The organism is Streptomyces armeniacus, assembly GCF_003355155.1.
GTDB classification, from domain to species: Bacteria; Actinomycetota; Actinomycetes; order Streptomycetales; family Streptomycetaceae; genus Streptomyces; species Streptomyces armeniacus.
The window spans coordinates 4,067,606-4,088,379 of sequence record NZ_CP031320.1; the positions used below are offsets into that span (position 1 = coordinate 4,067,606).

Genomic DNA, 20,774 nt, shown 5'->3' on the forward strand with positions numbered 1-20,774 from the left:
TCATGAGAGTCACAGAGCGCACTTCCCATGAGGAGGCACGGGTGGCCGAGACTCTGAAGAAGGGCAGCCGGGTGACCGGCGCTGCGCGCGAGAAGCTCGCGGCAGACCTCAAGAAGAAGTACGACTCCGGTGCGAGCATCCGGGCGCTGGCCGAAGAGACCGGCCGCTCATACGGCTTCGTCCACCGGATGCTCAGCGAATCCGGCGTCGTCCTGCGGGGCCGCGGCGGAGCCACGCGGGGCAAGAAAGCCGCCTCGTCCTGACGGGGCTTCCGGGCGTCCGTGCCGGTGGTTACTCTTCAGTTTACTAACTGCTGAGTAACCACCGGAGGATGCCCGATGACCGAGCCGCTGCTCGACAAGGACGGCGTGCTGCTCGCTGTGGACGGCGCCGTGGCCACGGTCACGCTCGCCAACCCCGCCAAGCGCAATGCCCAGACCCCCGCGATGTGGCGGGCACTGGACGAGGCCGGGCGGATCCTGCCGGGTGACGTACGGGTCGTCGTGCTGCGCGGGGAGGGCACCTCGTTCTCCGCGGGCCTGGACCGGCAGGCGTTCACCCCCGAGGGCTTCGACGGCGAGCCGTCGTTCCTGGCCATGGCGCACGGCTCCGACGCCGAACTCGACGCGCTCATCGCGGAGTACCAGCGCGCGTTCACCTGGTGGCGGCGCCCCGACGTCGTCACCATCGCGGCCGTGCAGGGCCACGCCATCGGTGCCGGGTTCCAGCTCGCGCTCGCCTGCGACCTGCGGGTGTGCGCGGACGACGTGCAGTTCGCGATGCGCGAGACCAGCCTCGGCCTCGTGCCGGACCTCACCGGCACCAAGCCGCTGGTCGGCCTCGTCGGCTACGCACGCGCGCTGGAGATCTGCGCGACCGGCCGGTTCGTCCACGCCGCCGAGGCGGAGCGCACCGGCCTGGCCAACCTCGTCGTCAAGGGCACCGAACTGGACGAGGCCGTCTCCGATCTCACCGCCGCGATCCTCGCCGCCCCGCGCGACGCCGTGATCGAGACCAAGGCGCTGCTCGCGGGCGCCGCCTCCCGTACGGAGGAGGAGCAGCACGCGGCCGAGCGCGAGGCGCAGGGGCGGCGGCTGCGCGACCTCGCGGGGCTGTCCGACTAGCCGGCCGTCTGGCCGGTCCCCTGCCTGGCCGCTCGCCCGTCCGGCCGCCGGCCGTCCGGTTCCGGCGGCCGGTGGCGGTCAGCCCGCGCCGACCGCGGTGACCAGCACGGCGGCCGTCACCGGAGGGCCGCCGGGCCCGGCCGCGGCAGCCTCGGCCGCGGCGCGGGCCGCGCGGGCGACGTCCAGGGCGCGGTGGCCTGCGGCGGTCGCGATCTCCACCTGGACGTGCCGCCCGGCCGGCACGCCGCTCTCGGTGCCGCCGTCGTCGTCGCCGTCGCCGTCCCGGTCGGTGACGCGTACGCCGCCCGGCGCCAGCGCCGGTGCGAGGCCCGCGACCCCCGGCACGGCGGTCACCGCGTCTGCGACGGCGCCGCCGCCCGCCTTGGAGCCCGCCTTGCCGCCCGCGGCGCTCGTGCCCGCGTACTCGCCGCCGGAGCCCGCGTCCCCGCTCTCCGCCGCGTCGTCGTCCAGCAGCGCGCTGACCCGCAGGTCCACCACGCGTACGGCCAGCCCGAGCCGTTCGTCCGCCGCCCGGTCCAGCGCCGTACGCACCCGCTCGGCCAGCCCCGGCAGCGGCTCGTACGCGGCCGCCGCGAACTCCGCCTCCAGCCGCAGCGGCCCGTACGGCAGCGCGCTCGGCGGCGCCGGCACCGCCGGGCGCACGGCGGCGGCCGCGTCGGCGAGCGCCAGCCGGAACGCGCCGGGGCGTACGCCGTGGACACCGGCGGCGGCCCGCCTCAGCACTCCGACGGCCGCATGCTCGGTGATCCACGCCCCGTCGTCCGGGCCGCCCAGCGGCAGCAGCCTGCCGTGGCGGAGCTGGCGGCGTACGGCGTCGGCCAGCGGGTCGGCGGCCATGGCGCTCCTCTCACCGGGTTGCTCCGGGCCCCGGCCACTCCGGGTCCCGGACTTCTCCGTGCTCACCCGCAGCCTGTCGCATACGAGCCGCGGCGGCGGGCGCTTTCACCCGTACGGCGGAACGTGTGCCGGGCGCGTGTCAGCGGGCACGTTTACTGTGGGCTGCGGAGCGGCAGGCCGCTCCGTCCTCCGAGAGAGGTGACGCCGATGTCCGAGACAGCACAGCGCAAAGCCCCGGAGAGCTCCGCCGCAGAGGCCCCGAGCGCGAGCACACAGAAGACCCTCAGCGGCCCCGGGCGTTCGGCGGCACCGGCCGACCGCGGCCGCACCACCATCGCGGACGGCGTCGTGGAGAAGATCGCGGGACTGGCCGCGCGCGACGTCGTCGGCGTGCACGCGATGGGCAGCGGCTTCGCCCGCACGTTCGGCGCGATGCGTGACCGGGTGCCGGGTGGCACCAAGGCGGTCGCGCGGGGCGTCAAGGCGGAGGTCGGTGAGGTCCAGACGGCGCTCGATCTGGAGATCGTGGTCGAGTACGGCGTCTCCATCCTCGACGTCACCCGCTCCGTGCGCGAGAACGTGATCGACGCGACCGAGCGCATGACGGGCCTGGAGGTCGTCGAGGTCAACGTCGCGGTGAGCGACGTGAAGCTGCCCGACGAGGAGGACGAGGAAGACGAGTCGGACAGACCGCGCCTGCAGTAGCGTCGGAGCCCAGCGAGTGGAGGAGCGCACGATGAGCATGGCCGTGGTCGGCTTGATCGTAGGGATGGCGCTGGGCTTCGCCGGGTACTTCGGCGGTTTCGGAGCCTTCTTGCTGGTGGCGGCGCTGGGCGCCGTCGGCTTCGTCGCGGGGCGGCTGCTGGAGGGAGACCTCGAGATCGGGGACTTCTTCCGGCCGCGCGGCGGCAACGGCGACGGCCGCCGCCGGCCGCGGTGACCGAGACCGTGTCCGCCGGCACCGGGCCAGGGTCCGACGGCCCCGCCCGTACGGGCACCGGCGGCGCCGAGCAGGTGCCCGCGGGGGAGCGGGGCGGGCTCCGCATCGCGGACAAGGTGGTCGCGAAGGTCGCCGCGCAGGCGGCGCGTGAGGCGCTGCGCGCCGGTCCGGAAGCGGACAAGCTGCCGCGCGGCCGCAACGCCGCACCGTCCGCGTCGGTCGCCGTACGGCAGAGCGCCGCCAGAATCCGGGTGTCCGTCGCACTCGGCTATCCCTCGGACATCGGCGCCCAGTGCGGCGCCGTGCGTCGACATGTCGCTTTGCGGGTAAGGGAATTGGTCGGCATGGAAGTGCCGGAAGTGGCCGTGGGCGTCGAGCGGCTGCACTCCCCGCACCTGGACGGCGAGGCTCTCGGGAGGCTCCGGTGAGCGACCACGGCAGCGACCACGGCAGCGACAACACCCAGCGCGCACCCATGCTGGAGAAGGCACACGGCCCGGACGACTCCCTGGAGCAGTCCGCGTCCACCGCGGCGTACGACACCACCCGGCGGCGCGGTGCCCGTCCGGACCGCTTCTGGTCCACGCGCCGCGTGCCCGCCGGGCTGCTCGCCCTCGTGCTGCTCGCGGCCACCGGGCTGCTGCTGTACGACCTGGCATCCGTACGCGCCGACCGGCCCGCCATGGCCTGGCGCCGCACGCTCGCGGACGAGCTGGCCACCCGGCCGCTCGACGACGTCTGGGTACGGGTCGGCGCGGGCGCCGCCGTCCTCGTCGGGCTGTGGCTGCTCGTCCTGGCCGCGACCCCGGGCCTGCGCGCCCTGCTGACGATGCGTACGGACGCGCCCGTACGGGCCGGGCTGGAGCGCGCCGCGGCCGCGCTGGTGCTGCGGGACCGGGCGATGGAGGTCGCCGGGGTGCGGTCCGTACGGGTCAAGGTGGGCCGCCGCCGCGTCAGGGCGTCGGCGCAGGCGCACTTCCGCGACCTGGACGAGGTGCGCGGCGACCTGGACCTGGCGCTGGAGGACGGCATCCGGGAGCTGGGGCTGGCGCGTCAGCCCGCGCTGTCGGTGCAGGTCCGGCGCCCGGCGAAGAGATGAGGTGAGCCCCGTGCTGCGGATCGTGAACCGGGTGCTGGTCGGACTGGCCGGACTGCTCCTCCTCCTGCTGGGCCTCGCGGTCCTCGCGGGCGGCCTGGACCTCCAGCGCCGCTGGGGCTACAGCCTGGGCTCCGGCTGGCCGTGGGCCGCCTCCGGCGACGTGCTGCTGACGGACGCCGACCGCACCAGGTGGCGCGACGAGGGCTGGTGGTGGCCGGTCGTCTTCGCCGCGCTGGGCCTGCTGCTGGTGCTGCTGCTGTGGTGGATCCTCGCCCAGCTGCGGCGGCGCAGGCTGAGCGAGGTCCTGGTGGACAGCGGCGACGGCGAGGGCGCGCTGCTGCGCGGCCGCGCGCTGGAGGGCGCCCTGGCCGCCGAGGCGGAGTCCCTGACCGGTGTCGACCGGGCGCGGGCGGCGCTGCGCGGGCGGCGTACGGAGCCGCGGGCGCGCGTGACCCTGGTCCTGGCCGCACACGCGGAACCGGCGACGGCGCTGCACCGGCTCCGTACGGAGGCGCTGGAGCACGCCCGTAACTCGGCGGGCCTGGCCGAACTCCCGGCGGAGGTCCGGCTGCGGTGCGTACGGCACCGTCCGGAGCGGGTGAGCTGACGCGCGATCGAGCCCGTACCGCGTCCGGGACGGTCCGGGCCTGCGGTCGTGCCTGAACGTGCGTGCTTCGGAAGCGTGCGCGTCAGAAGCCGTGCCGGGCGCCGCCGTCGACCGGGAGCATCACTCCGGTGAGATACGAGGCGGCGGGCGAGAGCAGGAACGCGGCCGTACGCCCGAACTCGTCCGGCGTGCCGTAGCGCCGCAGCGGGATCGCCGCGCTGTTCCGCTCGCGCGCGCTCTCCGGGTCGCCGGAGAGCGCGTCCAGCTCGCGTACGCGGTCCGTGTCGATACGGGAGGGCAGCAGGCCCACCACGCGGATGCCGCGCGGCCCGACCTCGTTGGCCAGGGTCTTGGCGAAGCCCGCCAGGCCGGGGCGCAGGCCGTTGGAGACGGCCAGCCCGGGGATCGGCTCGTGCACGGAGGCGGAGAGGACGAGGCCGATCACGCCGCCCTCGCCGAGTTCGGCGGCGGCCGCGCGGGAGAGCCGTACGGCGCCGAGGAACACCGACTCGAAGGCGGACTGCCACTGCTCGTCGGTCATCGCCTCGTTCGCGCCGGCGGGCGGGCCGCCGACGCTGATCAGGACGCCGTCGAAGCGGCCGAAGCGGCTGCGTGCCGTCTCGATGACGCGGGCTGCGGTGCCGGGGTCGGCGTTGTCGGCGGCCACCCCGGCCGCGTTCGCGCCGAGCCGGCCGGCGGCGGCGGACGCGGACTCCTCCGTACGGCCGGTGAGCACCACCTTGGCGCCGTCGCCGGTCAGCGCCTGGGCGGCGGCGAAGCCGAGCCCGCGGGTGGCGCCGGTGATGACGTAGACGCGGTCCTTCAAGCCGAGATCCATCTGGGCCCCATTCCTCGTCGTGCGTGCGCTTGTGTGCGGGTGTCCGCGTGTGCGTCCGGTGTGCTGTCCGGCCTCAGTCTCCGACGGCCGTACGGTCGCGGGTCTCCGGTACGGGTTCCGCCTCCGGTTCCGCGGCGCCCGTGTCCGTGTCCGTGCTCGTGTCCTTGCTGGTGTCCGTGTCTCTGCCCCTGCTCGTGCTCGTGTCCGTACTCGGCGAGTCTCCGCCCGCGCCCCCGCCGCCGTCCGCGAGCGCCGCGCGGTCCCGGCGTTCGCGGCGGACCAGAATCACCCAGCCGACGGGGACCGCCGCGGCGAACAGCCACCACTGCACGGCGTACGCCATGTGCGGGCCGATGCTGCCGTGGTCCGGCTCGGGCAGCCGTTCCGGCTGCTTGCCGGACGGCTTCGGCGCGGTCTGCGTCAGCTGTACGTATCCGCGGAGCACCGGCTTGTGCAGGGACTTCGACTGCTGCTCGCTGTTGATCAGCATGACCTGGCGCGGCGGCAGCCCGGGCTTGTCCTTGATGCCGCTGCTCGCCGTCGTCTCGTCCGCCATCATCCGGCCGGTGACGGTGACCTGGCCCTCGGGCGCGGCGGGCACCTTCGGGAAGCGGGTGAGGTCGCCGCCCGCGGCGATCCAGCCGCGGTTGACCAGGACGGCCGTGCCGTCTCGCTGGACGAGCGGGGTGAGCACGAAGTACCCGATGGTCTGCTCGTCGGACGCGGTGCGCTGGCGGACCACGACCTCGTGCTCCGTGTCGTACGTGCCCTTCGCCGTCACCGTACGGAACCGCACGTCGTCGTCGGGGCCGCGGCCGGTGCTCGTGAGCTCGGAGACCGGGACGGCGGGGGCGGCGAGGCTCTCGGCGATCAGGTCGTTGTGCGCGACCTTCGCCTCGTGCCGGTGGAGCTGCCAGAAGCCCAGCTTGACCATCGCGGGAACGAGCGCGACGGCGAGCAGGGTGAGGCACACCCACTGCCGGGTCAACAGGAAGCGGTACACGGCTATCGACGGTACCCCGCGCGCCCCCGCGCCTAGGCCGCGGGGGCCACGTCCCGCAGGAGGTGGGTGAACGCGGCCTCGTCGAGCACCGGCGTGCCGTACGCGCGCGCCTTTATGATCTTGGACGTGATCGCGTCCGGGTCGTTGGTGACCACGAGGCTGGTGAGTCTGGACACGCTCGTGGCGATGTGCAGCCCGGCCTCGATCGCCTGGTCCTCCAGCTCCTCGCGCTCCACCGAGGTGTCGCCGGAGATCGCCACCCGCATGCCCTGGACGAGCGGCCCGCCCGGCTCGTACCGCCCCGGGTTCGGGTACGGGCACGGCGGCCGCTTGCGCGACGGGTGCCAGCCGCCGTGCGCGTGCTGGCAGGCCAGCAGCGGGAGCCGTACGCCGCCCTGCGCCGCCAGGTGCAGGCTCGGCCGGAACGTCTCGGCCAGCACCCGCGCGTCGTCCAGCGCGTGGTGCGCGCGGCGCTGCACCACGCCGTAGTGCGCGGCGAGCGACTCCAGCTTGTGGTTGGGCAGCGGCAGCGCCAGCTCCTTGGAGAGCGCGATGGTGCACAGCCGCTGCCGTACGGGAGCGGTGCGCTGCACGCGTGCGTACTCCCGGGCGATCATCGACCAGTCGAAGAGGGCGTTGTGCGCGACGAGGACGCGGCCGCGCAGCCGTTCCGCGAAGTCGTCGGCGATCTCCGTGAACAGTGGCGCGTCGGCGAGCACTTCGGACGTGAGGCCGTGGATCCAGGTCGGGCCGGGGTCGCGCAGCGGGTTGACGGGTGTGTACCAGTGGTCCTCGACATCGCCTCTGGCGTCCAGGCGGTAGACCGCGGCGGAGACTATCCGGTCGTCCCGCGCGAGCCCGGTGGTCTCGACGTCGACCACGGCATAGCCGTCGGGATATCCCTCCGGCCAGCCCGACGGCCAGGGGGCACGGGTGGGTTCGTCGGCGTCAACAGTGGACGGCTGCACGGGAATACGCGCTCCCGCCGCCCTCTCGTCCGGACGTGCCGTCTGGTCTTCGAGCATGGTCCAGAAGGATACGGGCCACCACTGACAGTGCCGGACGCGCGGCTGCTCGCGGCGTGCCGGAGGCCCGGCCCGCGGACGGCGTGAGGGGCAACTGCGGGGGCGCCCAGGGGCGTTCAGACGGGGGCGGAGGCGCCGGTGGCGCCCCGCCGGTGCGGCACGCGCGCGGGAAGCCCGTACGCGCCCCTGCGGGCGCCCGCCTGATCGACTTCTTACTTGTCGGTAACAACCCCTGTTCCCGGGCCGTTCACGCGCTTACCTTGCTGTCATGACGGTTAACCTGCCCGATGTCGTGCTGTGGTCGATCCCCGCCTTCGTACTGCTCAGCGTGGTCGAAATGGTCAGCTACCGCATCCATCCGGACGAGGACTCCGCCGGGTACGAGACCAAGGACGCCGCCACCAGCGTCACCATGGGCCTCGGCAGCCTGGTCTTCGACACGCTCTGGAAGATCCCCATCGTGGCGATCTACGCGGCCGTCTACGAACTGACGCCCCTTGAGGTCCCGGTGCTGTGGTGGACGCTGCTGCTGATGCTGCTCGCGCAGGACTTCTGCTACTACTGGTCGCACCGCGGGCACCACGTCATCCGCATCCTGTGGGCCTGCCACGTTGTGCACCACTCCAGCCGGAAGTTCAACCTCACGACGGCGCTGCGGCAGCCCTGGACGAGCCTCACCGTGTGGCCGTTCTACCTTCCGCTGATCGCCCTCGGGGTGCACCCGGCGGCGCTCGCGTTCCTGTCCTCCGTGAACCTCGTCTACCAGTTCTGGATCCACACCGAGCGGATCGGGAAGCTGCACCCGGCGTTCGAGTTCGTCTTCAACACCCCGTCGCACCACCGCGTGCACCACGCGTCCCAAGGCGGCTATCTGGACCGGAACTTCGGCGGCATCCTGATCGTGTGGGACCGGCTCTTCGGGTCGTTCGTGCCGGAGACGGAGAGCTGCGAGTTCGGGCTGACCAAGAACATCGAGACGTACAACCCGCTGCGGGTGGCCACGCACGAGTACGCGGCGATCGGCCGCGACCTGCGTGCCGCGCGGAGCTGGTCCGAACGCGCCGGCCGCGTCCTGCGCGGACCCGGCTGGCAGCCGGCGGGAGAGGCAGAGGCAACGGCCGTACACGCGGCCGGACCGGCCGCCGGACCGGAGACAGAAGCGGCGGCCGGCACCCCCGCCGGGAAGGCGGGCGTACCGGCCGCCGCGGAGACGCCGTAGGGTCCCCGTACGGTCAGGCCGTCACTTCCGTACGGCGTCCAGCGCGTCCACGATGCCGTAGCCGTAGAAGCTGTTGACCTTGTCGTGGCCCGCGCACTCCGCGTCCACGTCGCCGTCGCCGTCCGGGTCGTACGGCTCCGTCGGGCAGCCCGGATTGTCCGACCACGCCTTCAGGCGCCACTGGATCTCCTGCGGAGTGGCCTTCGGGTGCTTGCTCTTGACGAGCGCGGCCACACCCGAGACGTGCGGCGCGGCCATCGAAGTGCCCTGCAGGTACGCGTAGTCCCCGTCGGGCATCGTGGAGAGGATGCCGCCGTTCTTGGCGTCGCCGCCCGGCACCTGGTACTTGTCGCCGCCCGGTGCGGCGACGTCGATGACGCCCTCGCCGTAGTTGGAGTAGTACGACTTCAGCGGGTCCGCTCCGGTCGCCGACACGGTCACCACACCCGGCAGCTGGGCAGGCACGTCCAGGCACTCCGCCGGGTCGATGGTGCGCTCGGCGGGGGTGGAGTCGTTGGGGCTGGTGTCGTCGACGATCTCGTCGGCGGCGAGGTCGTGGCTCGAGTTGCCGGCCGACGCGACGTTGAGCACGCCCTTGTCCTCCGCGTACTCGGCGGCGCGCCCGACGGCCTCCGCTATCGCGGCCTGGTCCGCCTGGTCCGGGCAGTTGTACAGCCACGGGTCCACGTAGTAGCTGTTGTTGGTGACCTCGACGCCCTTCTCGGCGGCGAAGGCGAACGCGCAGACCACGGCCTCCGCGTAGAACAGGCTGCTGCCCTGTTCGGACACCTTGATGGAGGCCACCTGGGCGCCCGGGGCGACGCCCGCGATGCCCACGTCGTTACGGGGTGCCGCGACGGTGCCCGCGACGTGCGTGCCGTGGTAGCTGCCGCCTTCCTCGTACGGGCGCCAGGCGCCGGGGCTGGTGTCGGGAGTGCCGCCGACGCAGTTCGCGGACTGGCCCGCGGCGAAGTTGGGCTTCAGGTCCGGGTGGGTGTCGTCCACGCCGGTGTCGATGACGGCGACGGTGACCTTGTCGCTGCCCTGGCTGACCCGGTGCGCCTTGTCGGCCTTGATGGCCGGGATGTCCCACTGGAGTGACTCCAGCGGTTCCGTCTTCCCCGCGGCGGCGCCTTCGCGCACCGTCGGGCCGTTTTTCTCGGCCAGCTTGGCGGCCATCGCCTTGGGGTCCTTGATGTACTCGGGCTTGCCCACGTCCGTACGGGCCGAGGACGCGAGAGGCGCCGTACGGGTGGCGCCCGCCGAGTCGACACCGTCGACCGCGCGCAGCGTCTCGCCGAACTCCGGGTTCGCGGAGTGGGCGACGATGACGCCGATCTTCTTGTGTGTCGTGACGACACTGCCGTCGGCCTCGGTGACCGCCTTCTGCACCCGCTTGAGGGTCGCGGCGTCCGTGCCGGTGTTGACGACGTAGCTGAGCTTCTCGCCGCTCTTGCTGTCCGACGAGTCCTGCGCGAGTGCCGAGCTCACACCGGGCAGTACGGCGAGGCTCGCCGTGAGCGCCAGTCCGAGCGGCAGCACCAGCGCGCGCCGTCGTCTGAGGGGCTGTGAATCCATGGGGTCTCCATGCCTGTTCGGATGTGCCTGCAGACGACGGAAGTTAACCCTGATGTGTACTGGTCAGCAATGGGAGTCCGGCAAACGCGGGTGAACCACCCATGCTCATCCGGTTTTCAACTACCACCCTCTGTTCTACGGACTGTCGTCCCTCTACGATGCGCGAACGGTGTGGCTGAATGTGATCCACGCCATACTGCTCGCCCCCATATGTCTGTCTGGAGTCGCCGTGGGCACCGCACCACAGGAAGCGAGTTCCGGTCCGCCTGCCGGCCGGAGTTTCACGGAGGTGCAACAGAGCGCCGAGTTCGGTGAACTGCGCCGGGCGCACCGCTCGTTCGCCTTCCCCGTAACCGTCGGATTCACTGTCTGGTATCTCCTCTACGTCCTGCTTTCCAACTATGCGGGCGACTTCATGGGCACCAAGGTGTTCGGCAATGTCAACATCGCCTTCGTGTTCGGTATCGCCCAGTTTGTGAGCACCTTCCTGATCGCCTGGTGGTACTCCCGGCACGCCGAGGAGAAGATCGACCCGAAGGCCGAGGCCATCAAGAAGCGTCTGGAGGACGAGGCGTGAACTCCTTCGTACAGCTCGCCGCTGAAGACGCCGGCGAGCACCGCACCCTGATCATCACGCTGTTCTCGGTCTTCGTCGCCGCGACGCTCGGCGTCACCGTATGGGCCGGACGGCGTACGAAGGACGCCACCGACTTCTACGCGGGCGGCCGTTCGTTCACCGGTTTCCAGAACGGCCTTGCCATCTCCGGCGACTACATGTCCGCGGCGTCCTTCCTGGGCATCGCCGGACTCATCGCTCTCGCGGGATACGACGGCTTCCTCTACTCCATCGGCTTCCTCGTCGCCTGGCTCGTCGCCCTGCTGCTGGTCGCCGAACCGCTCCGCAACTCCGGGCGCTTCACCATGGGCGACGTGCTCGCGTACCGCATGCGCCAGCGCCCGGTGCGTACGGCGGCCGGCACGTCCACCATCGTCGTGTCCATCTTCTACCTGCTGGCGCAGATGGTCGGCGCGGGAGCGCTCGTCGCCCTGCTCCTCGGAGTCTCCGGGGACGTCGGCAAGAACGTCATCGTGGCGATCGTCGGCATCGTGATGATCCTGTACGTCACCATCGGCGGGATGAAGGGCACCACCTGGGTGCAGATGATCAAGGCGTGCCTGCTGATCGCGGGCACCCTGCTGATCACGATACTGGTGATGGCGAAGTACAACTTCAACATCTCGACCCTGCTCGGCGCCGCCGCGGACAACAGCGGCAAGGGCGCGGCGTTCCTCGAGCCTGGGCTGAAGTACGGCGTCAGCACCACGTCGAAGATCGACTTCATCTCGCTGGGCATGGCGCTGGTCCTCGGCACCGCCGGACTGCCGCACATCCTCGTGCGCTTCTACACGGTGCCGACGGCCAAGGTCGCCCGTAAGTCCGTGAACTGGGCCATCGGCATCATCGGCGTCTTCTACCTGATGACCATCGCGCTCGGCTTCGGTGCCGCCGCGCTGCTGTCCCAGAAGGAGATCACCGACTCGGACGCGGCGGGCAACACCGCGGCGCCCCTGCTCGCCCAGGAGATCGGCGGCGGCGCCGACTCGGCCGGAGGCGCGACGCTGCTCGCACTGATCTCCGCGGTCGCGTTCGCCACCATCCTGGCGGTGGTCGCGGGGCTGACGCTCGCGTCGTCGTCGTCCTTCGCGCACGATCTCTACGCGAACGTCATCCGGAAGGGCAAGGCGACGGAGAAGGAGGAAGTCGCGGCCGCCCGTATCGCGGCGGTGGCGATCGGCGCCGTCGCCGTCGTACTGGGCATCTTCGCCGGGAAGCTCAACGTCGCCTTCCTGGTGGCGCTGGCCTTCGCGGTCGCCGCGTCGGCGAACCTGCCGACGATCCTCTACAGCCTCTTCTGGAAGCGGTTCAACACGCAGGGGTCGCTCTGGTCGATCTACGGCGGGCTGTTCTCGTCCGTGTTCCTGGTGTTCTTCTCGCCGGTCGTGTCCGGCAGCCCGGACGCGATGTTCTCGGGCGTGGACTTCCAGTGGTTCCCGCTGAGCAACCCCGGGCTCATCTCGATCCCGCTCGGCTTCCTGCTCGGCTGGCTGGGCACGATCCTGACCAAGGACGAGGACCCGGACGGCACGAAGTTCGCGGAACTGGAGGTCAGGTCCCTGACCGGGAAGGGCGCGCACTAGCGCCCGCGCACCGGTACCCCGGACGCCGGACCGCAGCGAGGGGGTGCACGGGCGGGATTCTCCTCCCGCCGTGCGCCCCCTCGCGCTGTGTCCCCGGGTGCCGTGGCGGGGGTGGGGATTCAACAGACTGTTGAATGTCACAGCCGTCGCGTACGCTGCGAGACAATTGAGGCAACCGTGGGAAGGCCGCCAGCATGCTGCTCGACACTTACGGCCGCGTCGCCACCGACTTGCGCGTGTCGCTCACCGATCGCTGCAATCTGCGCTGCACGTACTGCATGCCGGAGGAGGGTCTCCAGTGGCTGGCCAAGCCGGAGCTGCTGACAGACGACGAGATCGTCCGGCTCGTACGCATCGCCGTGACGGAGCTGGGCATCGAGGAGATCCGCTTCACCGGCGGTGAGCCGCTGCTGCGGCCCGGCCTCGCCGGCATCGTCGAGCGCTGCGCACAGCTGGAGCCGCGCCCGCAGATGTCCCTGACGACGAACGGCATCGGCCTGGAGCGTACGGCCGAGGCCCTGCGCGACGCCGGGCTCGACCGGGTGAACGTCTCGCTCGACACCCTGCGCCCCGAGGTCTTCCAGCGGATGACCCGCCGCAAGCGGCACGGCGACGTCCTGCGCGGCCTCGCGGCGGGCCGCGCGGCGGGGCTGACGCCTGTCAAGGTCAACGCCGTGCTGATGCCCGGCCTCAACGACGACGAGGCCCCCGACCTGCTCGCCTGGGCCGTCGAGAACGACTACGAGCTGCGGTTCATCGAGCAGATGCCGCTCGACGCCCAGCACGGCTGGCAGCGCGACGGCATGGTCACCGCCGGGGACATCCTGGAGTCCCTGCGCACCCGCTTCACGCTCACGCCCGAGGGCTCGCAGGAGCGCGGCTCCGCGCCCGCCGAGCGCTGGATCGTGGACGGCGGACCGCACCGCGTCGGCGTCATCGCGTCCGTCACCCGCCCGTTCTGCGCCGCCTGCGACCGCACCCGGCTCACCGCCGACGGGCAGGTGCGCACCTGCCTCTTCGCCCGCGAGGAGTCCGACCTGCGGGGCGCGATGCGGGAGGGCGCTACGGACGCCGAGCTGGCCCGGCTCTGGAAGGTCGCGATGTGGGGGAAGAAGGCGGGCGCGGGCATCGACGACCCGTCGTTCGTCCAGCCGGACCGGCCGATGTCGGCCATCGGCGGCTGAGCGCACGCGCCAACTCCCGCGTTACGCCCGCCGCTTCGGCCGCTCCGACGGCTGCCCCCCGGCCGCTCCGACGGCCGGGGCGGTCTCACTCGCCGTCCGGCGCCTCCCAGTCGGCGAGCGGCACGACATCCTTCAGGAAGCCGCGCATCCCGAGGAACGACGACAGATGCTCGCGGTGCTCGTCGCACGCGACCCAGGTCTTGCGCCGGTCCGGCGTGTGCAGCTTGGGGTTGTTCCAGGCGAGCACCCATACGGCAGGCGCGCGGCAGCCCTTGGCGGAACAGATCGGGGATTCGGGGTCTTGAGCGGGGATCACAGCACCCATCCAACACCCCGGGCCGTACACATGGCGACGCCGGGCAGCCACGGGGGGAGCCGCCCGGCGTCGGTCCGTCGCTCCGACGGGGGATGCGGAGCGCCCCAGAAGTATGGCATGCGAGACCCTGCACAGTGCACCGGAACTGCACTATTACTCTGAGCTTTTCCTGAGCTTTGCGCGACGCCGCAGCTCAACCCCGGTCATTCGAGGGGGTGTTGGGCTCGTCACGCTCCGCGTCCGCGCGCTCCGCTTGCGACTGCGCGGGCGCTCCGGGCGCCGGTTCCGCTCCGTGCGCGGCCCCGTCCAGCATCGGGCGGCCCGGCTCGGGTACGAAGGCCGAGGGCGGTGAGGGAGCGTTCTCACGTCCGGCGTTGGCGATCACCACCGCCACGTACGGCAGCCCCGCGCCGAGCACCAGCGTCACCACGGCGAGCGGGCGCTGGACGTTCCACAGCAGCACCGTCGCGATCACGGCCGCGGTGCGGACCAGCATCGAGACGACGTAGCGGCGCTGCCGGGCGCGGACGTCGTCGGCCAGTCCCTGCCGGGCTCCGGTGATCCGGAAGACCTCGGGACCCTTCTGCTTCCGCATCGCGTTCCACCACCCGCTTGAGCGCCGGTCACAGCACGTCGCCGGACACTTCCACGGTACGCCGCGGGCACGTCGCAGCGGCCACCGGGTGGGACCGTACCTGGGCCTGACACAGCTGCGCGCGGCAGCGTATGCGGAGCTCCGCCATGCGACGTAGCGGTGTTCGTACGACACTGACGGTGGATGCGCACGTACGCCGTGGGTGCGCGTGAAGCCCGCCGGAACTCGGAGGCGAGACATGAACTGGTTGTGGGCGATCGTGGTGGGACTGGTGCTGGGCATCCTCGCCCGGGCCATCCTGCCGGGGAAGCAGGACATCCCGATCTGGCTGACGGCGATCTTCGGCATCCTGGGCAGCATCCTGGGCAATGCCGTGGCCGGCTGGGTGGGCGTCGAGGACACCAAGGGCATCGACTGGATCCGGCACCTGCTCCAGCTGGCCGGAGCCGTGGTGGTGGTCGGCGTCGGCGCGCCCCTGTGGGCGATGATCAGAGGGAAGGGCAAACGCGAACGACGGGCCTGACCCGGCCCCACGTGCGGCGGGACGGCGCCGGCCGCGGCCGGCGCCGTCCCGTGTGCGTACGGGGCGTGTGTGTACGGGGCGTGTGTACGGGCGCGTGCCCGCCGTACGCCGTACGGTCAGAGCCCGCGGATCTCGGCCACCTTGCGGCCCGCCTTGAGGTACACCGTCCCGCTCACGCCCGCCTCGGCCAGCTTCTCCGGCACCACCTCGCCGAGCGGGCGCAGCGCGTCCGCCTCCGCCAGGATCAGCGCCTGCTGGCCGCTGTCCGTCTCGACGACCAGCCGCAGCCCGTTCTGCTTGGCGACGCGGCGGGCGGCCGAGGCGCTCGGCGCGAACTCCAGCACCTTGCTGAGCAGCGCCGCGATGCCCTCCGCGCCGTGCTCGGCCAGATCCACCGACGGCAGCGTGCCGACGTCGCCGAAGGACTTGCGGGAGAACTGCGCCGCGAAGCCCGCGCGCGCCGCCATCGCCGCCTCCAGGCCGTGCAGGGCCGTCACGACGTCGCCCGCGAGAATCCGCTTCAGGTCCATCGGGTGCAGCGTCTTCGCCTCGACGCGGGCGAGGGCCGCGTCGATCTCCGGGTCGGTCCACTCGGTCCAGGCCCGCAGGTACGGCGCCATCAGCCGGTCCGGAATCGACATGATCTTCCCGAAGACGTCCTCGGGGGTCGCGTTCAGCGCGACGTAGTTCCCCTTCGACTTGGACATCTTGGCGCCGGACCCGTCGGTGCCCTCGATCAGCGGGTTGGTCGCGATGAGCTGCGGCTTCTGCCCGTAGATCTCCATGACCCTGCGGCCCATCTGCATGTTCAGCAGTTGGTCGACGCCGCCCAGCTCGAGGCCCGCCTCGATCTCCGCGGAGTCGACGGCCATCGCGACGGGGTAGATCAGCTCGGACATGGTCAGCCCGGAGCCGTCCGCGAGCCGGTTGCGGAAGTCGTCGCGCTGGAGCAGCTGCGACGCGGGCACCTGGGCGAGGATGCCGATCAGCCGCGGGAAGGTGAGCCCGGCCAGCCACTCGCTGTTGTGCCGGAAGCGCACCTTCTCGAAGTCGAAGAACGGCTTGACCTGGTCGCGGTAGCCCGCGAGGTTCGCGGCGATGTCCTCGTCGGTCAGCGGCGGGCGCTCGGCCGTACGGCCCGAGGGGTCGCCGATCTTGGCGGTGATGTCGCCGATGATCAGCGTGACGTCGTGCCCCATCCGCTGGAAGCGGCTGAGGATGATCACCGGCACCGCGTGGCCGAGGTGCACCTCCGCGCCGGTCGGGTCGATGCCCAGCTTGACGTGCAGGCCCTTGCCCTCCGCGCGCCGCGCGTCGATCTCCTCGGCGAGCTTCTCCTCGGACGGCAGCACGTCCACGGCGCGCGCCGCGATCAGCGCGGCCTGCTCCTTCGCCGGGAGGTCGCTCAGATCGAGATAGCGCCGCGACCCGGTCTCCGCGAGCAGCAGCTCGACGGTCTTGTCGGAGGAGAGGTCCTGCGCCAGCAGGTCGCTGGCGCGCTGTACGGAGTCGCCGAGGCGTGTCACGTCTGTCGTCCTGGGATCGAAGGGTGGATGGACTGTGAGGAGAGTCTATTCGCGGTGGTCACCACCGCGGGCGGGCCTGTGTGCCCCGGCCGCCCCGGCGCGGGACGGCCGGGACACGGGTCCGCGGGTCACGGCGCGGGCCCGCGGGTCACGGCGTACGGGCTCAGACGCCCTGGCTCACCGAGCTCATGTTGAAGTCGGGGACGCGCAGCGCGGGCATCGAGGCGCGCGTGAAGTAGTCCGACCACTCGCGGGGGAGCGTACGGCCCGTGCGGCCCGCTTCCGAGGCGCGCCCGAGGAGGCCGACGGGCGACTCGTTGAAGCGGAAGTTGTTCACCGCGCCCGTCACCTCGCCGTTCTCCACGAGATACACGCCGTCCCGGGTCAGCCCGGTCAGCAGCAGCGTCGCCGGGTCGACCTCGCGGATGTACCAGAGGCAGGTCAGCAGCAGGCCGCGGCCGGTGTTCGCGACCATCTCGTCCAGCGAGGCGGTGCCGCCCGCGTCCAGGATCAGGTTGTCCACCGGCGGCGTCACGGGCAGGCCCGTCAGTGCGGCGCTGTGCCGGGTCGTGACCAGGTGGGACAGCTCGCCGTCGCGTACCCACTCGGTGGGGGCGAGCGGCAGCCCGTTGTCGAACACGGAGGCGTCGTCGCCCGACGCGTGCGCCACCAGGAACGGCGCGCACTCCAGCCCTGGCGCCGCCGGGTCGCTGCGCAGTGTCAGCGGCAGCTCGGACAGCCGCTCGCCGACCCGGGTCCGCCCGCCCGGCTTGCTGAACACCGTCCGGCCCTCCGCCGCGTCCCGCGCGCCCGACGACCACAGCTGGTAGATCAGCAGGTCCGCGACGGCCGTCGGCGGCAGCAGCGTCTCGTACCGCCCGGCGGGCAGCTCCAGCTGCCGCTCGGCCCAGCCGAGCCGCTGCGCCAGCTCCGCGTCCAGGGCGGCCGGGTCGATGTCGGTGAAGTCCCGCGTGTGGCGGCCGGCCCAGGCCGACTTCGTACGGTCCCGTGACTTGGCGTTGACCTCCACGGTTCCGGTCGGCTGGTCGTGCCGCAGCCGCAGCCCGGCGGAGGTGCCGACGTAGCTGGAGACCACCTCGTGGTTCGCGAACCCGAACAGTTCACGGCCGCCCGCGTGCGCCCGCGCGAAGCACTCGCCGAGCGCCGGCGCGAACGCGGCGTACACGTCGGGGGACGTCTCCGCGGGGGCGTCCGTGAAGTCCGCCGCCGCGGGCACCCCCTCGACCAGTGGCTGCGCGTCCTCGGCGGGTCCCGCCGTACGGGCCGCCTCCTCCGCCGCCCGTACGAGCGGCTCCAGCTCGTCCTGCGTCACCGCCGACCGCGACACCACCCCGGACGCGGTGCCCTCGCGGCCCGCCACCGTGGCGATCACGGTGAGGCTGCGGCCCCGCGTGACGCCGTTCGTGGTCAGTGCGTTGCCCGCCCAGCGCAGGTTGGCCGTCGACCGCTCGTCCGCGATCACCACGCAGCCGTCCGCGCGGGACAGCTCCAGTGCCCGCTCGACGATCTCGTGCGGCTTGCTCATCGACCGGCCTCCTGAGTGGTGTTGAGGATGTTGACGCCGCGGAACCGGGCCGCAGGGCAGCCGTGCGAGACGGCGGCGACCTGGCCGGGCTGGGCCTTGCCGCAGTTGAACGCGCCGCCCAGCACGTACGTCTGCGGGCCGCCCACCGCGTCCATCGAGCCCCAGAAGTCGGTGGTGGTCGCCTGGTACGCGACGTCGCGGAGCTGTCCGGCGAGCCTGCCGTTCTCGATCCGGAAGAAGCGCTGTCCGGTGAACTGGAAGTTGTACCGCTGCATGTCGATGGACCACGAGCGGTCGCCAGCCACGTAGATCCCGTTCTCCACGCCGCCGATCAGGTCCTCGACGGACGGGCCGCCCTCGGGCGCGGGCCGCAGCGACACGTTCGCCATGCGCTGCACCGGCACGTGGCCGGGGGAGTCCGCGAAGGCGCAGCCGTTGGAGCGGCCGAGGCCGGTGAGCTTGGCGATACGGCGGTCCAGCTGGTAGCCGACCAGGGTGCCGTCCTTCACCAGGTCCCAGGACTGGGCCTGCACGCCCTCGTCGTCGTAGCCGATGGTGGCGAGGCCGTGCTCGGCGGTGCGGTCACCGGTCACGTTCATGATCGGGGAGCCGTACTCGAGCGTGCCCAGCTTGTCGAACGTGGCGAACGACGTCCCCGCGTACGCCGCCTCGTAGCCCAGCGCGCGGTCCAGCTCGGTGGCGTGGCCGATCGACTCGTGGATGGTCAGCCACAGGTTCGACGGCTCCACCACCAGGTCGTACGTGCCCGGCTCGACGCTCGGCGCGCGCATCTTCTCGGCGAGATGGCCGGGGAGGGCCGCCAGTTCGCCGTCCCAGTCCCAGCCCGTGCCGCGCAGGTACTCCCAGCCGCGGCCGACGGGCGGCGCGAGCGTGCGCATCGAGTCGAAGTCGCCGTCGTCGGCGACGGAGACGGCGGTGACCTGGGGCTGGAGGCGTACGCGCTGCTGCGTGGTGACGGTGCCGGCGGTGTCGGCGTAGAACTTGTTCTCCTGAACGGTCATCAGCGTCGCGTCCACGTGGGACACGCCGTCGGCACGCAGGAGGCGTTCGCTCCACTCCGTCAGCAGGCCGGTCTTCTCGCTGTCGGGGATGTCGAACGGGTTGATCTCGTACGACGACACCCACGTCTGCTCGCCGTGCGACGGCTCGTCGGCGAGCTCCACGCGCCCGCCCGTCGCCCACCGCCACCCTTCGCCGGAGGCGCTTCGCGCCGTCGTGTCGATTTTGGCCGCCGCGATCACCTTCGCCGACAGCTTCGCCATCTCCACGGCCTGCGTGGCGACCCGCGCCGCCGCGTCCATCGTCAGGTCCACGCCGGACGCGAAGCCCCAGGCGCCGCCGTGCACGACGCGTACGGCGTACCCCGCGTCGGTGACGTCCCACGCACCGGCGACGCGCGCGTCCCGCAGCCGCCACGAGGCGTCCCGTACGCGCTCGAACCGGAAGTCCGCGTGGTCCGACCCGAGCGCCTTTGCGCGCGCGAGCGCGGCGTCGGCGAGGGCGCGCAGGGGGAGGGCGAGGAAGGCCGGATCGATCTCGTGCGCGTGCGGTGGCGTGTGCCCTTGCGTCTGCGGATGACCTTGCGTCTGCGCCATGGGCGCCTCCCTGTCTCGGAGCGGCGGCCGTCCCGGAGGCGTGCGCTGCCCGGGGGCCCGGGCCCGGATGATCCCATACCGCCCGCGGCCGTGACGGGCGGTTTTCCGCGACGCGTCCTTTGCCGGTCCGGCAACGAAGTTTGTCGCTCCGATCCGCCCCGGCGGACGATACGTACGGCAGGCAGAGGTGTGTACGGCACGTATGCGCGGGACAGGGACAGGGGCAGGCGGATGAGCCACGGACACGACGGGGACCACGGAGAGCACGACGAGCTGACGGGCGCGGCGTACTGGGACGCCCGCTACCGCGAGAGCGACCGCATCTGGAGCGGCGAACCCAACGCCGTACTCGTCAAGGAGACCGACGGGCTGGAGCCCGGGCGCGCCCTCGACCTGGGGTGCGGCGAGGGCGGCGACGCGATCTGGCTGGCGCGGCGGGGCTGGCGCGTCACCGCCACCGACATCTCGCAGGTCGCCCTCGACCGCGCCGCCGCGCACGCGGCGGAGGCCGGGGTGGCGGAAGACCGTATCGACTGGCAGCGGCACGACCTCGGCGAGACGTTCCCGGACGGCACGTACGACCTCGTCTCCGCGCACTTCCTGCACTCGTACGACGACATGCCGGGCGAACGGATCATGCGGTCCGCCGCCGCTGCCGTCGCGCCCGGCGGGGTCCTCCTCATCGTCGGGCACTCGGGCTGGCCGTCCTGGCAGGAGAACCCGCACCCCGGCGTCCACTTCCCCACACCGGAGGAAGTGCTCGCCGGACTCCGACTCGCCGACGGGGACTGGGAGGTGCTCCGCTGCGAGGAGCACGAGCGGATCCAGCAGACCCCCGACGGTCAGACCGGCACGCGTACGGACAACACGGTCAAGGTGCGCCGTCTGACGCCCTGACATTTAGGGGATGACCTGGGCTTTGCCGGTGAGACTGGGGGCCTTCCCATCGGAATACCCAACAAGTCAGAAGGAGCAAGG

Annotated in this window: 23 protein-coding genes; 13 read left to right on the forward strand and 10 right to left on the reverse strand. The window is 72.1% G+C overall.

Going from position 1 to position 20,774, the window contains the following annotated elements; translation table 11 throughout:
• Window positions 1–41 precede the first annotated feature (41 nt).
• Together DVA86_RS17520 and DVA86_RS17525 are read left to right on the forward strand one after the other, a co-directional pair.
• A complete protein-coding gene (locus DVA86_RS17520; protein ID WP_208879518.1) occupies window positions 42–263 on the forward strand; it encodes a helix-turn-helix domain-containing protein in 222 nt (73 codons plus the stop codon).
• Between the two features lie 75 nt (window positions 264–338).
• Window positions 339–1,124: an enoyl-CoA hydratase/isomerase family protein gene (locus DVA86_RS17525; RefSeq protein WP_208879520.1), complete on the forward strand. Its 786-nt coding sequence runs from the start codon at window positions 339–341 to the stop codon at window positions 1,122–1,124.
• A 78-nt stretch (window positions 1,125–1,202) separates the two neighbouring features.
• On the opposite strand, the gene DVA86_RS17530 is transcribed toward DVA86_RS17525, so the two are convergent.
• Window positions 1,203–1,982, reverse strand: a complete 780-nt coding sequence (locus DVA86_RS17530; RefSeq protein WP_208879521.1) for a hypothetical protein — start codon at window positions 1,980–1,982, stop codon at window positions 1,203–1,205.
• 207 nt (window positions 1,983–2,189) lie between these two features.
• Between DVA86_RS17530 and DVA86_RS17535 the strand changes: the two genes are divergently transcribed.
• Genes DVA86_RS17535 through amaP form a run of 5 tightly spaced genes read left to right on the forward strand, consistent with a single transcriptional unit; the run spans window position 2,190 to window position 4,628 of the window.
• On the forward strand, window positions 2,190–2,687 hold the full coding sequence (locus DVA86_RS17535) for an Asp23/Gls24 family envelope stress response protein (RefSeq protein ID WP_208879522.1): 498 nt from the start codon (window positions 2,190–2,192) through the stop codon (window positions 2,685–2,687).
• 31 nt (window positions 2,688–2,718) lie between these two features.
• Entirely contained in the window at window positions 2,719–2,922 is a 204-nt protein-coding gene (locus tag DVA86_RS17540; RefSeq protein ID WP_208879524.1) for a hypothetical protein, read from the forward strand.
• Window positions 2,923–2,930: 8 nt separating this feature from the next.
• Complete coding sequence (locus DVA86_RS17545; RefSeq protein ID WP_208879525.1) at window positions 2,931–3,350, forward strand: Asp23/Gls24 family envelope stress response protein; 420 nt, start codon at window positions 2,931–2,933, stop codon at window positions 3,348–3,350.
• 47 nt (window positions 3,351–3,397) lie between these two features.
• Window positions 3,398–4,021 (forward strand): DUF6286 domain-containing protein, encoded by a 624-nt coding sequence (locus DVA86_RS17550; RefSeq protein ID WP_208884819.1) that lies wholly within the window; start codon window positions 3,398–3,400, stop codon window positions 4,019–4,021.
• Between the two features lie 10 nt (window positions 4,022–4,031).
• The gene (amaP, locus tag DVA86_RS17555) at window positions 4,032–4,628 is read left to right on the forward strand and encodes an alkaline shock response membrane anchor protein AmaP (protein WP_208879527.1); all 597 of its coding nucleotides are present in this window, start codon (window positions 4,032–4,034) and stop codon (window positions 4,626–4,628) included.
• 82 nt (window positions 4,629–4,710) lie between these two features.
• On the opposite strand, the gene DVA86_RS17560 is transcribed toward amaP, so the two are convergent.
• The 3 genes from DVA86_RS17560 to DVA86_RS17570 all read right to left on the reverse strand — a co-directional run bounded on the left by DVA86_RS17560 (window position 4,711) and on the right by DVA86_RS17570 (window position 7,494).
• The gene (locus tag DVA86_RS17560; RefSeq protein WP_208879529.1) at window positions 4,711–5,466 is read right to left on the reverse strand and encodes an SDR family oxidoreductase; all 756 of its coding nucleotides are present in this window, start codon (window positions 5,464–5,466) and stop codon (window positions 4,711–4,713) included.
• 73 nt (window positions 5,467–5,539) lie between these two features.
• A complete protein-coding gene (locus tag DVA86_RS17565; RefSeq protein ID WP_208879530.1) occupies window positions 5,540–6,469 on the reverse strand; it encodes an SURF1 family cytochrome oxidase biogenesis protein in 930 nt (309 codons plus the stop codon).
• Between the two features lie 32 nt (window positions 6,470–6,501).
• Window positions 6,502–7,494 carry a DEDDh family exonuclease gene (locus tag DVA86_RS17570; RefSeq protein ID WP_208879532.1) on the reverse strand — a complete coding sequence of 331 codons (993 nt, stop codon included), beginning with the start codon at window positions 7,492–7,494 and terminating at the stop codon, window positions 6,502–6,504.
• A 268-nt stretch (window positions 7,495–7,762) separates the two neighbouring features.
• Here DVA86_RS17570 and DVA86_RS17575 point away from each other — a divergent pair, with 268 nt between their 5' ends.
• The gene (locus tag DVA86_RS17575) at window positions 7,763–8,713 is read left to right on the forward strand and encodes a sterol desaturase family protein (RefSeq protein ID WP_208879533.1); all 951 of its coding nucleotides are present in this window, start codon (window positions 7,763–7,765) and stop codon (window positions 8,711–8,713) included.
• A gap of 21 nt (window positions 8,714–8,734) precedes the next feature.
• Here the strand turns inward: DVA86_RS17575 and DVA86_RS17580 are convergent, their stop codons facing one another.
• Window positions 8,735–10,291 (reverse strand): S8 family peptidase, encoded by a 1,557-nt coding sequence (locus tag DVA86_RS17580; protein WP_208879535.1) that lies wholly within the window; start codon window positions 10,289–10,291, stop codon window positions 8,735–8,737.
• 229 nt (window positions 10,292–10,520) lie between these two features.
• Between DVA86_RS17580 and DVA86_RS17585 the strand changes: the two genes are divergently transcribed.
• The 3 genes from DVA86_RS17585 to moaA all read left to right on the forward strand — a co-directional run bounded on the left by DVA86_RS17585 (window position 10,521) and on the right by moaA (window position 13,674).
• A complete protein-coding gene (locus DVA86_RS17585; RefSeq protein ID WP_208879536.1) occupies window positions 10,521–10,868 on the forward strand; it encodes a DUF485 domain-containing protein in 348 nt (115 codons plus the stop codon).
• On the forward strand, window positions 10,865–12,490 hold the full coding sequence (locus DVA86_RS17590) for a solute symporter family protein (RefSeq protein WP_208879537.1): 1,626 nt from the start codon (window positions 10,865–10,867) through the stop codon (window positions 12,488–12,490). Before DVA86_RS17585 ends, DVA86_RS17590 begins: the two co-directional genes overlap by 4 nt.
• 194 nt (window positions 12,491–12,684) lie before the next feature.
• Entirely contained in the window at window positions 12,685–13,674 is a 990-nt protein-coding gene (gene moaA, locus DVA86_RS17595) for a GTP 3',8-cyclase MoaA (RefSeq protein ID WP_208879539.1), read from the forward strand.
• An 85-nt stretch (window positions 13,675–13,759) separates the two neighbouring features.
• Here moaA and DVA86_RS17600 read toward each other — a convergent pair whose 3' ends face one another.
• A complete protein-coding gene (locus DVA86_RS17600) occupies window positions 13,760–13,999 on the reverse strand; it encodes a hypothetical protein (protein WP_208879540.1) in 240 nt (79 codons plus the stop codon).
• Between the two features lie 184 nt (window positions 14,000–14,183).
• Window positions 14,184–14,585 carry a DUF3099 domain-containing protein gene (locus tag DVA86_RS17605; protein WP_208879541.1) on the reverse strand — a complete coding sequence of 134 codons (402 nt, stop codon included), beginning with the start codon at window positions 14,583–14,585 and terminating at the stop codon, window positions 14,184–14,186.
• Between the two features lie 238 nt (window positions 14,586–14,823).
• Between DVA86_RS17605 and DVA86_RS17610 the strand changes: the two genes are divergently transcribed.
• On the forward strand, window positions 14,824–15,108 hold the full coding sequence (locus DVA86_RS17610; RefSeq protein WP_208879542.1) for a GlsB/YeaQ/YmgE family stress response membrane protein: 285 nt from the start codon (window positions 14,824–14,826) through the stop codon (window positions 15,106–15,108).
• A gap of 116 nt (window positions 15,109–15,224) precedes the next feature.
• On the opposite strand, the gene tyrS is transcribed toward DVA86_RS17610, so the two are convergent.
• The 3 genes from tyrS to DVA86_RS17625 all read right to left on the reverse strand — a co-directional run bounded on the left by tyrS (window position 15,225) and on the right by DVA86_RS17625 (window position 19,796).
• Window positions 15,225–16,634 carry a tyrosine--tRNA ligase gene (gene tyrS / locus DVA86_RS17615; RefSeq protein ID WP_208879544.1) on the reverse strand — a complete coding sequence of 470 codons (1,410 nt, stop codon included), beginning with the start codon at window positions 16,632–16,634 and terminating at the stop codon, window positions 15,225–15,227.
• A gap of 163 nt (window positions 16,635–16,797) precedes the next feature.
• The gene (locus DVA86_RS17620; protein WP_208879546.1) at window positions 16,798–18,180 is read right to left on the reverse strand and encodes a metallopeptidase TldD-related protein; all 1,383 of its coding nucleotides are present in this window, start codon (window positions 18,178–18,180) and stop codon (window positions 16,798–16,800) included.
• Entirely contained in the window at window positions 18,177–19,796 is a 1,620-nt protein-coding gene (locus DVA86_RS17625) for a TldD/PmbA family protein (protein WP_208879548.1), read from the reverse strand. Before DVA86_RS17625 ends, DVA86_RS17620 begins: the two co-directional genes overlap by 4 nt.
• Before the next feature lie 231 nt (window positions 19,797–20,027).
• On the opposite strand from DVA86_RS17625, the gene DVA86_RS17630 reads away from it, so the two are divergent.
• Window positions 20,028–20,693, forward strand: coding sequence for a class I SAM-dependent methyltransferase (locus tag DVA86_RS17630; RefSeq protein ID WP_208879549.1), 666 nt, complete (start codon window positions 20,028–20,030; stop codon window positions 20,691–20,693).
• Window positions 20,694–20,774: the final 81 nt, after the last annotated feature.

Excerpts from the sequence above, each read along its gene's own strand:
- DVA86_RS17525 (WP_208879520.1), top strand. The coding sequence starts at position 339 with ATGACCGAGCCGCTGCTCGACAAGGACGGCGTGCTGCTCGCTGTGGAC.
- DVA86_RS17530 (WP_208879521.1), bottom strand. The coding sequence starts at position 1,982 with ATGGCCGCCGACCCGCTGGCCGACGCCGTACGCCGCCAGCTCCGCCAC.
- DVA86_RS17535 (WP_208879522.1), top strand. The coding sequence starts at position 2,190 with ATGTCCGAGACAGCACAGCGCAAAGCCCCGGAGAGCTCCGCCGCAGAG.
- DVA86_RS17540 (WP_208879524.1), top strand. The coding sequence starts at position 2,719 with ATGAGCATGGCCGTGGTCGGCTTGATCGTAGGGATGGCGCTGGGCTTC.
- DVA86_RS17550 (WP_208884819.1), top strand. The coding sequence starts at position 3,398 with ATGCTGGAGAAGGCACACGGCCCGGACGACTCCCTGGAGCAGTCCGCG.
- DVA86_RS17560 (WP_208879529.1), bottom strand. The coding sequence starts at position 5,466 with ATGGATCTCGGCTTGAAGGACCGCGTCTACGTCATCACCGGCGCCACC.
- DVA86_RS17570 (WP_208879532.1), bottom strand. The coding sequence starts at position 7,494 with ATGCTCGAAGACCAGACGGCACGTCCGGACGAGAGGGCGGCGGGAGCG.
- DVA86_RS17575 (WP_208879533.1), top strand. The coding sequence starts at position 7,763 with ATGACGGTTAACCTGCCCGATGTCGTGCTGTGGTCGATCCCCGCCTTC.
- DVA86_RS17580 (WP_208879535.1), bottom strand. The coding sequence starts at position 10,291 with ATGGATTCACAGCCCCTCAGACGACGGCGCGCGCTGGTGCTGCCGCTC.
- moaA (WP_208879539.1), top strand. The coding sequence starts at position 12,685 with ATGCTGCTCGACACTTACGGCCGCGTCGCCACCGACTTGCGCGTGTCG.
- DVA86_RS17600 (WP_208879540.1), bottom strand. The coding sequence starts at position 13,999 with ATGGGTGCTGTGATCCCCGCTCAAGACCCCGAATCCCCGATCTGTTCC.
- DVA86_RS17605 (WP_208879541.1), bottom strand. The coding sequence starts at position 14,585 with ATGCGGAAGCAGAAGGGTCCCGAGGTCTTCCGGATCACCGGAGCCCGG.
- DVA86_RS17610 (WP_208879542.1), top strand. The coding sequence starts at position 14,824 with ATGAACTGGTTGTGGGCGATCGTGGTGGGACTGGTGCTGGGCATCCTC.
- DVA86_RS17620 (WP_208879546.1), bottom strand. The coding sequence starts at position 18,180 with ATGAGCAAGCCGCACGAGATCGTCGAGCGGGCACTGGAGCTGTCCCGC.
- DVA86_RS17625 (WP_208879548.1), bottom strand. The coding sequence starts at position 19,796 with ATGGCGCAGACGCAAGGTCATCCGCAGACGCAAGGGCACACGCCACCG.
- DVA86_RS17630 (WP_208879549.1), top strand. The coding sequence starts at position 20,028 with ATGAGCCACGGACACGACGGGGACCACGGAGAGCACGACGAGCTGACG.